This window comes from Nonomuraea sp. NPDC023979, from assembly GCF_040639085.1.
GTDB lineage: Bacteria > Actinomycetota > Actinomycetes > Streptosporangiales > Streptosporangiaceae > Nonomuraea > Nonomuraea ceibae.
Window position 1 is genome coordinate 61,710 of sequence record NZ_JBEZZG010000022.1, and the last position, 12,827, is coordinate 74,536.

The following is a 12,827-nucleotide window of genomic DNA, read 5'->3' on the forward strand; positions in this document are numbered from 1 at the left end:
CGGCGACGGTCAGCCGAAGACCTGCTTCACGATCTCCTCAAGCTCGGCGTCGTGGGCGGCGTGCGAGCCGACCGCGGGCGAGCTGTTGGGGGTACGCGAGACGCGCCGCAGCGGGCGGCCGCCCAGCAGCTGCGGGTCCTCGGCCAGCTTGAGCGACAGGTAGGGCCAGGCGCCCATGTTGACCGGCTCGTCCTGCGCCCACACCAGCTCGGCCTGGGCCCCGTAGCGGGCCAGCTCGGCGTCGAGCTCCTCGGCCGGGTAGGGGTAGAGCCGCTCGATCCGGACCAGCGCGACGTCGTCACGGCCGGCGCTCTCCCGGGCCGCGAGCAGGTCGTAGTAGATCTTGCCGAACGACATCACGACCTTCGTCACCTTGGCCGGGTCGACCGTGGTGTCGCCGATCACCGGCTGGAAGGTGCCGGAGGTGAAGTCCGACGCCTTGGACGTGGCCCGCTTGTGCCGCAGCAGCACCTTGGGCGTGAAGACGACCAGCGGCTTGTGCCGCCCCGACTCGACCTGCCAGCGCAGCAGGTGGAAGTAGTTGGCCGGGGTGGTGGGCTGCGCGACCGTCATGTTGTCGAGCGCGCAGACCTGGAGGAACCGCTCGATGCGGGCGGAGGAGTGGTCGGGACCCTGGCCCTCGTAGCCGTGCGGCAGCAGCAGCACGACACCGGAGCGCTGGCCCCACTTCTGCTCGCCCGACGAGATGAACTCGTCGATGATCGTCTGGGCGCCGTTGACGAAGTCGCCGAACTGCGCCTCCCACGCCACGAGGGCGTCGGGACGCACGACGCTGTAGCCGTACTCGAAGCCCAGCGCCGCGAACTCGCTGAGCAGCGAGTCGTAGATGTAGAACTTCGTGGTGCCCTCGTTGAACGACTTGAGCGGGGTGTGCTCCGCGCCGGTCACCCGGTCGACCAGCACCGCGTGGCGCTGGGTGAAGGTGCCGCGGCGGGAGTCCTGGCCCACCAGGCGGACCGGGTGCCCGTCGATGAGCAGCGACCCGAAGGCCAGCGTCTCGCCCATGCTCCAGTCGATCGCGTCCTGCTCGACCATCTGGCCGCGGCGCTGGAGCACCGGAGCCAGGCGCGGGTGGACGGTGAAGCCCTCCGGCAGGTTGAGCTGGGTGTCGACGATGCGCTTGAGCGTCTCGTCGCTGATCGCGGTCGGCGTGTCGGCGTGCGACCACTTGACGACCTCGGTCGGCGGCACCCGCATCGCGCCCGCCTCCAGCGGCTTCTTGGCCGCCTCGCGGGTCTCGGTGAACGCCTGCTCCAGCTTGGCCTGGTAGTCGCGCAGCGCCGACTCGGCCTCCTCGACCGTGATGTCGCCCCGGCCGATCAGCGCCTCGGTGTAGAGCTTGCGCGTGGAGCGCTTGGCGTCGATCAGGTCGTACATCAGCGGCTGGGTGAAGGCCGGGTTGTCGCCCTCGTTGTGGCCGCGGCGGCGGTAGCAGATGAGGTCGATCACGACGTCCTTGCGGAACGCCTGGCGGTATTCGTAGGCGAGCTCGCCCACGCGCACCACGGCCTCGGGGTCGTCGCCGTTGACGTGGAAGATCGGCGCCTGGATCATCCGGGCCACGTCCGTCGCGTAGACGGAGGACCGGGAGGAGGCCGGCGAGGTGGTGAAGCCCACCTGGTTGTTGACCACCACGTGCACGGTGCCGCCGGTGCGGTAGCCGCGCAGCTGCGACAGGTTGAGCGTCTCGGCCACGACGCCCTGGCCGGCGAAGGCCGCGTCGCCGTGGACGAGCACGGGCAGGACGGTGAAGCCCTCCTCGCCGCGCTCCAGCAGGTCCTGCTTGGCGCGGACGACGCCCTCCAGGACCGGGTCGACCGCCTCCAGGTGCGACGGGTTGGCGACCACCGAGGCGGTGATCGTCTTGCCGCTGGGCGCGGTGAACGTGCCGGTCGCCCCGAGGTGGTACTTCACGTCGCCGGAGCCGTGCGCGGTGCGCGGGTCGATGTTGCCCTCGAACTCGCCGAAGATCTGCGCGTAGGACTTGCCCACGATGTTGGCGAGCACGTTGAGGCGGCCGCGGTGGGCCATGCCGATGACGACCTCGTCGAGGCCCTCGTCGGCGGCGTCGCTGATGACGGAGTCGAGCAGCGGTATGAGCGACTCGCCGCCCTCCAGCGAGAACCGCTTCTGGCCGACGAACTTCGTCTGCAGGAACGTCTCGAACGCCTCGGCGGTGTTGAGCCTGCTCAGGATGTTGAGCTGCTCGTCACGCTCGGGGGAGGCGTAGGGCTTCTCCACCCGCGCCTGGATCCAGGCCCGCTCCTCGGGGTTCTGGATGTGCATGTACTCGATGCCGACGGTGCGGCAGTAGGAGTCACGCAGCACGCCCAGGATCTCGCGCAGCTTCATCAGCGGCCGGCCGCCGAAGCCGCCGGTGGCGAACTCGCGCTCCAGGTCCCACAGCGTGAGGCCGTGCGACTGGATGTCGAGGTCGGGGTGCTTGCGCTGCTTGTACTCCAGCGGGTCGGTCTCGGCCATGAGGTGGCCGCGCACCCGGTAGGCGTGGATGAGCTCTATCACCCTCGCCGACTTGGCCACGTCCTCGTCGTGGGAGGCCGAGATGTCGCGCACCCAGCGGACCGGCTCGTACGGGATCCGGAGGTCTTCGAAGATCTCGTCGTAGAAGCCGTCCTCGCCCAGCAGCAGCCGGTGGATCGTGCGCAGGAAGTCGCCCGACTGGGCGCCCTGGATGATCCGGTGGTCGTAGGTGCTGGTGAGCGTCATGACCTTGGAGACGGCCAGGCGCGAGAGCGTGTCGGGGGACGCGCCCTGGTATTCGGCCGGGTATTCCATCGCGCCGACGCCGATGATCGTGCCCTGTCCGGGCATCAGGCGCGGGACGGAGTGGACCGTGCCGATCGTGCCGGGGTTGGTCAGCGAGATCGTGGTGCCGGTGAAGTCGTCGACGCCGAGCTTGCCGGCGCGGGCCTTGCGGACGACCTCCTCGTAGGCCATCCAGAACTGCCGGAAGTCCATGTCCTCGGCGGCCTTGATGGACGGCACGAGGAGCTGGCGCTCGCCGTTGCTCTTCTGGACGTCGATGGCCAGGCCGAAGCCCACGTGCTCGGGCTTGACCAGCGTCGGCTTGCCGTCGACCTCGGCGTAGGAGTAGTTCATCTCCGGCATGCTCTTCAGCGCCTTGACGATCGCGAAGCCGATCAGGTGCGTGAAGGAGACCTTGCCGCCGCGACCCCGCTTGAGGTGATTGTTGATCACGATGCGGTTGTCGATGAGCAGCTTGGCCGGGATGGCCCGGACGCTCGTCGCGGTGGGGACCGTCAGCGAGGTGTCCATGTTGGCGGCCGTGCGGGCCGCCGCCCCGCGCAGCTTCACCTCTTCGGCGCCCTTGGGCACCTGGGTGACGGGCTGCTTGGGCTTCTCGGCGGGCTTCGCGGCGGGCGCCGGTGGCGGCGCCTTGACCGGAGCGGAAGCGGGCGCGGTTGCAGTGCCGTTCGCCGCCTCCCTGACCGGGGTACGGCCCGGTCCGTAATCAGGGTTGTAGTCAGCGAAGAAGTTCCACCAAGCCTTGTCGACAGACTCGGGATCTTGGAGATACTTCTGGTACAGCTCGTCGACAAGCCACTCATTCTGACCAAAGCTTGCCAGCGGGTTTGTCCGCGACGACTCAGACGACACGGCGCAAATCGCCCTCTTCCGCAGATCGGCGTTGATGTTAGAGAACCTGTCCAAGGCTACTCGCCCGGACCGACGGCGCGCGCCCGCGAGCCGCTGCCGCCTCGCCTGATCCTCTCAGGAGTGTCCCGAGAGGTCACGCGCCCCCAGTCAATCCAGGTGGTGCCGTCAACATTACCGTTTGGTATCAACAGCGGGAACGGAGGTTTAGTTCCCGCCTACGACGAGCCTGGAGGCGATCCGGACGTCGGGGGACAGCCGGGTGAGCAGATCGGCCAGCTCCTCGCCCGCCTCCTTCAGCTCCTCCAGCGACATCGGCTCCAGCCGCTCCAGCAGGAAGATCGCGTTGGTGGTCTCCTCGGTGAGCCGGGTGCGGACCACCTGGCGCCAGTTCCACCTGCGGCAGGTGACGCCCAGGTCGTCGCGCCAGATCACCTCGCCGGGCTCGGGCTGCCCCAGCGCCTCCTCCGACGCCTCGTCGCCGGTCGCCCTGACGAGCCGGGGCGGACCGGAATAGCGGTCGAGGTCCTCGCCGCCGATGGGCAGCGCGTGCTTCACGCTGATCGAGTTGTACGCGTCGACGACCTGGTTGATCTCCGGCAGCGGGAGCCTGCGGGTGAGCGCGTCGACCGAGGGCCGGGTGCGCTGCGGCTTGGCGCCGAAGGCGCGGTAGGCGTCCTTCCAGGCGTCGATCTTGGCCGGCTGGACCTCGTGCGCGGATGCCTCGGCCAGCCAGCCGCGGGTCAGGTCGTCGGTGGGGCCGTTGCGCAGGCCGTGGGCCGTCATGGCCAGGACGGCGAAGTCGGGGCGCAGCGCCAGGACCGCCTCGTCCACCGTGATGTCGTCAAGCATGCGCCTCAGTCTAGAAGGCGGGCCGTACCGCAAAAAGCTCTTTGCAAAATTGTCTTTGCGGTTTATCGTCAGGACATGGAGGACGAGTTCAAGATCAGCGATCCGCAGGTGCTCAAGGTCGTGGCGCACCCGCTGCGGGTGCGGCTGCTGGGCCTGCTGCGCGCCGACGGGCCGGCCACCGCCAGCGAGCTGGGCCGGGTGGTGGGGGAGAGCTCCGGCTCGACCAGCTACCACCTGCGCGAGCTCGCCAAGTACGGCTTCATCGAGGAGGACCCCGACCGGCGCGACGGCCGCGAGCGGCGCTGGCGCTCCCGCCACCGCTACACCTCCTGGGACAACCTGGAGATGTCGGCCAGCCCCGAGGGCCGCGAGGCCGTCAAGATCATGCGGCTGCGCCAGGTGGCGGTGCTGGAGCAGCGGGTCCGAGCGTTCGACGAGGGCGAGTGGGCCGACGCGTGGGTGCGCGCGGCCGGGCTGAGCGACAGCCTGGTCCGGCTGCCCGCCTCGGCCCTGCGCGAGCTCCACGAGCGGGTGGACGAGCTGCTGGAGGAGCTCGGGGCCCGCTATGCCGGCGCGCCCGACGCCGAGCAGGTGCACGTGTGGGTGGGCGGCTTCCCGCGCCGTCCGGAGGAGGAGGACGAGACGTGACCCCCCGCTCGGCGCTGCGGCGCTACATGCTGGTCAACTTCCTGACGTGGCTGCCCTTGGGGCTCATGCTGCCCGTCATGGTGCTGCTCATGACCGAGCGGGGCCTCAGCCTCGCCCAGGTCGGGCTCGTGACGACCGTGTTCTCGGTCGTCACCATCGCGCTGGAGCTGCCCACGGGCGGGCTGGCCGACGTCGCGGGCCGCCGCGTCGTGCTGGCCGCCTCCGCCGCGTTCACGCTCGCCGCGCTCGCGCTGATGGCGGTCTCCACCACGGTGTGGATGTTCCTGGCGATGGCGGTGCTCAAGGGCGTGGGCCGGGCGCTGTCCAGCGGTCCCGCCACCGCCTGGTACGTCGACACGCTGCACGAGCTGGAGGGGCCGGACGCCGACCTGGGGCGCGGGCTGGCCAGGGGCGGCGCGATGGAGTCCGTGGCGCTCTGCGTGGGCGTGCTCGCGGGCGGGTTCGTCCCCCTCCTCGTGCCGCCCGGACCGCTGCCCCCGCTCGCCGTCCCGGCCGCCGGCGGCGCCGTCGCCGCCGCGGTCCTGCTGGTGGTGGCGCTGCTCGCGCTGCCCGAGCCCGCCCGCGAGCACGCCTCCGCCGTGACGGCGCGCGGGCTGCTGCGCGGCGTGCCCGCGACCGTCGGCGAGGGCGTGCGCCTGGTGGCCGGGGCGCCGGTGCTGCGCCGGCTCATGCTGGTCGCCGCCGGGTCGGGCGTCGCGCTGACCGCCGTCGAGCTGCTCACCCCCGGACGGCTGGCCGAGCTCGCCGGGACCGCCGAGGAGGGCAGCACCGCGTACGCGATCGTGGCGGCGCTCGGGTTCGCCGGGAGCGCCTTCGGGAGCGCGATCGCGCCCCGGGCGGCCCGGCTGGCGGGCCGCGTCACCGGTGCGGGAGGGCCGTCGCCGGTGGCCGGGGCCGTGGCGGGGACCGTGCTGACCTCGGCCTCCGTCGGGGCGCTGGCCGCGACCGCGGGCCTCGGCGGGGCGGCCGGGCTGATCACCGCCGCGACCGCCTACGTCGTGCTGTTCGCCGGGCTCGCCGTCGCGGGCCTGCTCTGCCTGGAGATGACGCACAAGGCCGTCGACGCCGGGCGGCGCAACACCGTCACCTCGACGAGCTCGCTCGCCCTGCAAGGCGGCGCCGCGGCGTCCAACCTGGGGTTCGGCGCGCTGGCCACCGGGGCGGGCACGGTGGCCGCCTGGTCGGTGGCCGCCTGCCTGATCATGGCCTCGGCGCTGCTGTTCGTCAGGATGCCGCGGACCAGTCCAGCTCCGGCCCCACAGGTACGATCCGGCTCGGGTTGATGTTCGTCTGGGTGACGTAGTAGTGCCGCTTGATGTGGTCGAAGTCGGTGGTCTCGCCGAACGCCGGGATCGCGTACAGCCTCCTGGCGTACGACCACAGCGCCGGATAGTCGGTCAGGCGGCGCACCGAGCACTTGAAGTGGCCGTAGTAGACGCTGTCGAACCTGGCCAGCGTCGTGTAGAGGCGCACGTCGCTCTCGGTCAGCGCGTCGAACAGGAACTCCCTGCCCGTCAGCCGCTCCTCCAGGAAGTCCAGCGTGGCGAAGACGCGGCCCACGGCCTCCTCGTACGCCTCCTGGGCGGTGGCGAACCCGGCCTCGTAGACGGCGTTGTTGAGACCGTGGTAGACGCGCTCGTTCATGGCGTCGATCTCGGGGCGCAGCGCCTCGGGATAGAGGTCGGGCGTGCGGCTCCAGGTGGTCTCCAGGTCGAGGGTGATCCGCGGGAAGTCGTTGGTGACGATTCGCCCCTCCTTGGCGTCCCAGACGCACGGCACCGTGTAGCGGCCCCGGAAGTCCGGGTCGGTGGCCAGGTAGAGCTCCGACAGGTAGATGCCGCCGGGGACCCGCCAGCCCTTCTCGTCGCGGATCGGGTCCACGATCGTCACGTCCAGCAGGTCCTCGAGGCCCAGGAGCCGGCGCACGATCAGCACCCGCTGCGCCCACGGGCAGGCGTAGGAGGCGTAGAGCCGGTAGCGGCCGGGCTCGGGCGGGCCGAGGCGGTCGGTGAAACGGTTCGGCTGCCTGACGAAGCGCCCGTCATCGGCGATTTCACGTTTCATGCCCCCAGTAGAACATGCTTCCGGAACGCCGGGCAGAATCTCGGGCATGGCGAAGTTCGTGGTGACTCCTTCCAGCGAGGAGCAGCGTGCGGCATGGACGGGCGGGACGATCCCAGAGGTGGAGCGGGTGCGGCCGGGCCTGTGGTCGGTGCCGGTGCCCATCCCGATCAACCCGCTGCGCTACGTCCTGGTGTACGTGCTCGAATGCGACGACGGCGTGGCCCTCGTCGACGCCGGATGGAACACCGACGAGGCGTACGACGCGCTGGTAGCCGGGCTCGCCGTGGCCGGTTACGCGATCACCGACGTCAAGGCGGTGCTCGTCACCCACATCCATCCCGACCACTACGGCCTGGCGGGACGCGTCCGGGAGGCGTCCGGGGCGTGGATCGGGCTGCATCCGGCGGACGCCGAGCTGGTCCACGAGCGCTACGACGAGGCCGCCATCGAGTCGCTGGTCGCCCGGGAGCGGGCGCTGCTGGCGCGCTGCGGCGTGCCCCCGGCCACGCTGGACGAGCTGGCCGGGGCGTCGATGATGATCAGGCACCTGGTGTCGACGGCCAAGCCCGACCGGCTCATCGAGGACGGCGACCGGCTCGGCCTGCCCGGCTGGGACCTGCGCGCGCTGTGGACGCCGGGGCACTCGCCGGGCCACCTCTGCTTCACCTCGCCGTCCAGGAAGCTGCTGTTCTCCGGCGACCACGTGCTGGCCAGGATCACGCCGATCGTCGCGGTGCACCCGCAGTCGGGGCCGAACCCGCTGGCCGACTACCTCGGCGCGCTGGCCGCCGTGCGCGCCCTGGACGTGGAGGAGGTGCTGCCCGCGCACGAGTACCGCTTCCTGGAGCTGGCCGGGCGGGTCGACCACGTGATGGCCCACCACGAGGAGCGGCTGGCCGAGATCGAGGGCGTGCTCGCCGCGTCGGACGGCGTGAGCTGCTGGGAGGCGGCGACCCGGCTGACGTGGTCGCGGCCGTGGGAGTCGATCCCGGCGTTCATGCGCCGGGCGGCCAACAACGAGACGCTGGCCCACCTGGTGTGGCTGGAGGCGCGCGGCCGGGCCCGCCGGGAGCCCGGCGAGCCGGACCGCTGGGTCAGCGGCTGAGCCCGGTCCAGAACGCGTACGCGTGGTCGCGCTCGAACGCGGCGCGCTTCCACGTCCCGGCGGTGAGCGAGCGCACGTGCCGGTCGCGCTCGGCGAACCGCGCCCAGCCCGGGTCGCCGGTGGCCGCGAACCGCACCCAGGCGCCGATCATCCGCTCGGCCAGCCGCGCCTGCCGGGGCGGCAGCTTCTCGAACAGCTTCAGGTCGAACAGGTACGGCAGCTCCGCCATGTGCTGGGCGCGCACCGGGAAGCTCGTCGCGGGGTAGCCGGCGAACCAGGGCGTGTCCTTCTCGGCGAACTCGTACATCCGGGTGGGCGTCCAGCGTGACAGTAGCCGGGCGGTGTCGAGCGTGGGCGCCGCCCAGGCGTGGTCGGTGCGCACGGCGGCCAGCGCCGCCCCGGCCGAGCCGTGGGCCCGCAGCGGGTAGCGCTTCAGCACGGCGGCGGCGTCGGCGCCGAACTGCGCGCGGATCGCGGGCGCGTACTCCCCGGCGCGCATGGGCCGGCCGCCGGGGGCCAGCTCCGCGCCGGCGACCATGCCGCGCTCCTCGTCGTGGTTGACGCCGACCAGCACCGGGACCCGGTTGAACCGGCCATCGCGCAGAGCCCGCGCGGGGGTGCGGGGCAGCAGCGCGGTGCCCGCGACCGGGCGCGGCTCGGCGAAGGCGCCGTAGGCGGCGAGCAGGTCGGCAGCCGGCACCGCGCGCAGGCAGGCCGCGACGTCGCCGGCCTCCTCGCACCCCACCTTCTCGATCACCTTGGCGCTCTCGGCCTCGGCGGCGGCGCGGGTCCGCGATCCGCCCGTCGCGCAGGGGGCGCTCTGCACGATCGCCCGGTGGAACAGGCCCTTGGACGCGGGCGAGGCCAGGTGGCCGCAGACGGCGTAGCCGCCGCCCGACTGGCCCATGATCGTCACCTTGCCGGGGTCGCCGCCGAACGCGCCGATGTTCGCCCGGACCCAGCGCAGCGCCGCCTGCTGGTCCTCCAGGCCGAAGCCGCCCGATCCGCCGAGCGCGGGGGAGCTGAGGAAGCCCATGACGCCGAGCCGGTAGTTCATCGACACGACCACCGCCCCCGCCGAGGCGAGCCGCGCCGGGCCGTACATGTCGCCCGTGCCGTACATGAGGCTGCCGCCGTGGATCCACACCACTACGGGCAGCTTGCCCTTCGCCTTCGCCGGGGTGGTGACGTTGAGGTAGAGGCAGTCCTCGTTCTCGCTGGGCACGCCGATCGGGTAGCCGGTGGGCTGGGCGCAGGCCGGGCCGGGGCGGGTGGCGTCGCGCACGCCGGTCCACGGCGCGGCCGGCCGGGGCGAGGTCCAGCGCAGGTCGCCGACGGGCGGGGCGGCGTACGGGATGCCCTGGAAGGAGCGGACGCCGGCGGCGGCCGATCCGCGCACCTCGCCGGTGGCCGTGCCGACCACCACGGGAGCGGTCGCGGCGGCGGCGGGCAGGGCGGGGGTCGCCGTGGCGAGCAGGCCGGCGGCCAGCACGCCCGCGAGCCGTCCGTAGGAGGGGGTCATCTGGGTGTTTCTCCCGTCTCGTGGTGATCTGCAGACGACGGTACGGGGATTTGGGCGATCGCGCAAGTCGTTCGCCTAAGGCGCTCGCATGACACGCTTGCTATGCTGCCCGGCATGGGAAACCGGGAAGATCTGCTCGACGGGGCCAAGCGGTGCCTGCGCGAGAAGGGCTACGACCGCACCAGCGTGCGCGACATCGCCTCCGCCGCCGGCGTCAGCATGGCCGCCATCGGCTATCACTACGGGTCGCGCGAGGCGCTGCTGAACAAGGCGCTGTTCGAGATCCTCGACGAGTGGGGCGACGCCATGGGCCGGGCGCTCGTGCCCGAGTCCGGCGGTGAGGCGGCCGAGCACTACGCGCGCATGTGGGAGAGCCTGCTCGCCGACTTCAGTGCCCATCCGGACCTGTGGCTGGCCTCGGTCGAGCTGTTCATGCAGGCCCAGCGCCAGCCCGAGCTGCGCCCGGCGCTCGCCGAGGGCACCCGGCAGGGGCGGGCCGGGATGGCGGCGATCCTGGAGAGCGTGCCGGAGGACGCGGTGCCGGAGCGGTCCGCGCGCACGCTCGGCACGGTCCAGGTCGCGCTGATGACCGGCGTGATGGTGCAGTGCCTGAGCGACCCCGACAGCGCGCCCAGCGCCGCCGAGGTGCTCGACGGGCTGCGGGCCGTCGCCAAGCTGCTCGGCTGAACGCCCCGGCTCGGGTTATGGTGCTCCTACCAGAATGTTGTTCTCCTGGCTGGAGGTTCGATGCTTCGGTTCGATGACAGGGTCGCGATCGTCACGGGGGCCGGGCACGGCCTCGGCCGCTCCCACGCGCTCCTGCTGGCCGAGCGGGGCGCCAAGGTCGTCGTCAACGACCTCGGCGGCGCGCTCGACGGCACCGGCGCCTCCACCGGCCCGGCCGCCGACGTGGTCGAGCTGATCACCAAGAACGGCGGCCAGGCCGTCGCGAGCACCGACAACGTCGCCACCCCCGAAGGCGCCAGGGCCATCGCGCAGGCCGCCGTCGACGCGTTCGGGAAGATCGACATCGTCGTCAACAACGCCGGCATCCTGCGTGACAAGTCGTTCGGCAAGATGACCGTCGAGGACTTCGACAGCGTCCTCGCCGTGCACGTACGCGGCTCCTACCTAGTCAGCCAGGCGGCCTACCCGTTCATGAAGGAGGCCGGCTACGGACGGATCGTCAACACCTCCAGCCCGGCCGGCCTGTTCGGCAACTTCGGCCAGGCCAACTACTCCACCGCCAAGATGGGCCTGGTCGGGCTCACCAAGACGCTCGGCATCGAGGGCGCGCGCAGCGGCATCAAGGCCAATGCCATCGCCCCGATCGCCTGGACGCGCATGACCGAGGCGCTGCTGCCCGCCGAGTTCGAGGCGAAGTTCACGCCCGAGCGGGTCAGCGCGCTCGTCGCCTACCTGGTGCACGACTCGTGCGAGGCGAGCGGCGAGGTCTTCAGCGTCGGCGGCGGGCGCGTGGCGCGGGTGTTCGTGGCCGAGGGGCCCGGCTGGAAGAGCGACGACCTCACGCCGGAGGCGCTGGCGGACAACTGGGCGTCCGTCATGGCCGAGCAGCCGTACGTGCTCACGGCGGGCGACTCGATGAAGGCGATGCTCTAGCAGGGCTCTGGCAGGGCTCCAGAGGGTTCACGTTCGGGGGCGCCGATCCGTACGGGTCGGTGCCCTGTTTTATGCCGAAAAATCGGGCTTTGTTCGATCATCGACAGAAGTACGGCGAGTTTGGGCGGCTCGCACTCTTGATTTGCCGGATGAGTGATCTTATTGTCGCGGCATGACCCCCGCCCCGGGCTCGCCCGGCGACGTCCTGACGCTGATCAGCGCAGGCTCCGCGACGACCCGTTCCGACCTCGCCCGGCTCACCGGGCTGGCCCGATCCACGATCTCCCAGCGCGTCGACGCGCTGATCGAGCGCGGCCTGGTCGAGGAGACCGAGAGCGGCGAGTCGACCGGCGGACGCCCGCCCCGCCAGCTCCGCCTGCACACCGAGGAGCACGCCTTCGCCGGCGTCGACCTCGGCGCCACCCACTGCCGCATCGCCCTCATGGACATGTCCGGCGACGTGCTCGCCGAGTGCGAGGACTCCCTGCTGATCGAGGAGGGCCCCGAGACCGTGCTCGCGCACGTCGACGGCCGCCTCGACCGGCTCCTCGCCGAGGCCGGGCGGCCCAGGGCGGCGCTGCGGGCCATCGGCATGGGCGTGCCGGGCCCGGTCGAGTTCGCCACCGGGCGGCCGAACAACCCGCCGATCATGCCCGGCTGGAACGAGTACCCGATCCCTGAATACTTCGGCGGCACCGCCGTCCTCGTCGACAACGACGTCAACGTCATGGCCCTGGGCGAGCACCGCAACGCCTTCGGCGACATCCGCCACCTGCTGTTCGTCAAGGTCGGCACCGGCATCGGCTGCGGCATCGTCGCCGAGGGCACCCTCCACAGGGGAGCGCAGGGCTCGGCCGGCGACATCGGCCACATCCGCGTCAACGGCCACGAGGAGGCGGGCTGTCGCTGCGGCAACAGCGCCTGCCTGGAAGCCGTGGCCGGCGGCGCCGCCGTCGCCCGCCGCCTCACCGAGCTGGGCGTCGCCGCCGAGTCGGGAGCCGACGTCGTCGCGCTCGTCCAGGCCGGCAACACCCAGGCGCTGCGGCTCGTCAGAGAGGCCGGCCGGCTCATCGGCGAGGTGCTGGCCAGCCTGGTCAACTTCTTCAACCCCGAGGTCATCGTCATCGGCGGCGCCCTCTCGCGGGTCCACGAACACCTGCTCGCCGGCATCAGGGAGACCGTCTACCGCCGCTCCCTGCCGCTGGCCACCCACCACCTGTCGATCGTGCCGAGCCGCATGGGGATCAACGCCGCCGCACTGGGCGCCGGGATTCTCGCGATCGAGCACTACCTGTCACCGGACAACATCAACCGCATCGTCAACGCCTGAAACCGTGT

10 protein-coding genes are annotated in these 12,827 nt (G+C 71.7%); 6 read left to right on the forward strand and 4 right to left on the reverse strand.

Annotation, left to right across the window (positions count from 1 at the left end; genetic code table 11):
* Positions 1-9: 9 nt before the first annotated feature.
* Together AB0G11_RS31560 and AB0G11_RS31565 are read right to left on the reverse strand one after the other, a co-directional pair.
* Positions 10-3,660, reverse strand: coding sequence for a multifunctional oxoglutarate decarboxylase/oxoglutarate dehydrogenase thiamine pyrophosphate-binding subunit/dihydrolipoyllysine-residue succinyltransferase subunit (locus AB0G11_RS31560; protein ID WP_219500893.1), 3,651 nt, complete (start codon positions 3,658-3,660; stop codon positions 10-12).
* 204 nt (positions 3,661-3,864) lie between these two features.
* Complete coding sequence (locus AB0G11_RS31565) at positions 3,865-4,509, reverse strand: phenylalanine--tRNA ligase beta subunit-related protein (protein ID WP_357590259.1); 645 nt, start codon at positions 4,507-4,509, stop codon at positions 3,865-3,867.
* 75 nt (positions 4,510-4,584) lie between these two features.
* On the opposite strand from AB0G11_RS31565, the gene AB0G11_RS31570 reads away from it, so the two are divergent.
* Both AB0G11_RS31570 and AB0G11_RS31575 read left to right on the forward strand, forming a co-directional pair.
* Positions 4,585-5,157, forward strand: coding sequence for a helix-turn-helix domain-containing protein (locus AB0G11_RS31570; RefSeq protein WP_219500897.1), 573 nt, complete (start codon positions 4,585-4,587; stop codon positions 5,155-5,157).
* Positions 5,154-6,461 carry an MFS transporter gene (locus tag AB0G11_RS31575; protein ID WP_357590261.1) on the forward strand — a complete coding sequence of 436 codons (1,308 nt, stop codon included), beginning with the start codon at positions 5,154-5,156 and terminating at the stop codon, positions 6,459-6,461. The genes AB0G11_RS31570 and AB0G11_RS31575 overlap by 4 nt, the downstream gene beginning before the upstream one ends.
* Here the strand turns inward: AB0G11_RS31575 and AB0G11_RS31580 are convergent.
* A complete protein-coding gene (locus AB0G11_RS31580; RefSeq protein ID WP_219500901.1) occupies positions 6,403-7,242 on the reverse strand; it encodes a glutathione S-transferase C-terminal domain-containing protein in 840 nt (279 codons plus the stop codon). The two genes, AB0G11_RS31575 and AB0G11_RS31580, sit on opposite strands and share 59 nt — an antisense overlap.
* A 46-nt stretch (positions 7,243-7,288) precedes the next feature.
* On the opposite strand from AB0G11_RS31580, the gene AB0G11_RS31585 reads away from it, so the two are divergent.
* Entirely contained in the window at positions 7,289-8,347 is a 1,059-nt protein-coding gene (locus tag AB0G11_RS31585) for an MBL fold metallo-hydrolase (RefSeq protein WP_219500903.1), read from the forward strand.
* Here the strand turns inward: AB0G11_RS31585 and AB0G11_RS31590 are convergent.
* Entirely contained in the window at positions 8,337-9,869 is a 1,533-nt protein-coding gene (locus AB0G11_RS31590) for a carboxylesterase family protein (protein WP_357590263.1), read from the reverse strand. The two genes, AB0G11_RS31585 and AB0G11_RS31590, sit on opposite strands and share 11 nt — an antisense overlap.
* A gap of 114 nt (positions 9,870-9,983) precedes the next feature.
* Here AB0G11_RS31590 and AB0G11_RS31595 point away from each other — a divergent pair, with 114 nt between their 5' ends.
* The 3 genes from AB0G11_RS31595 to AB0G11_RS31605 all read left to right on the forward strand — a co-directional run bounded on the left by AB0G11_RS31595 (position 9,984) and on the right by AB0G11_RS31605 (position 12,819).
* Positions 9,984-10,556 carry a TetR/AcrR family transcriptional regulator gene (locus tag AB0G11_RS31595; protein WP_357590265.1) on the forward strand — a complete coding sequence of 191 codons (573 nt, stop codon included), beginning with the start codon at positions 9,984-9,986 and terminating at the stop codon, positions 10,554-10,556.
* Between the two features lie 60 nt (positions 10,557-10,616).
* Positions 10,617-11,489 carry an SDR family oxidoreductase gene (locus AB0G11_RS31600; protein WP_357590267.1) on the forward strand — a complete coding sequence of 291 codons (873 nt, stop codon included), beginning with the start codon at positions 10,617-10,619 and terminating at the stop codon, positions 11,487-11,489.
* A 172-nt stretch (positions 11,490-11,661) separates the two neighbouring features.
* Positions 11,662-12,819: an ROK family transcriptional regulator gene (locus AB0G11_RS31605; RefSeq protein WP_219500909.1), complete on the forward strand. Its 1,158-nt coding sequence runs from the start codon at positions 11,662-11,664 to the stop codon at positions 12,817-12,819.
* Positions 12,820-12,827: the final 8 nt, after the last annotated feature.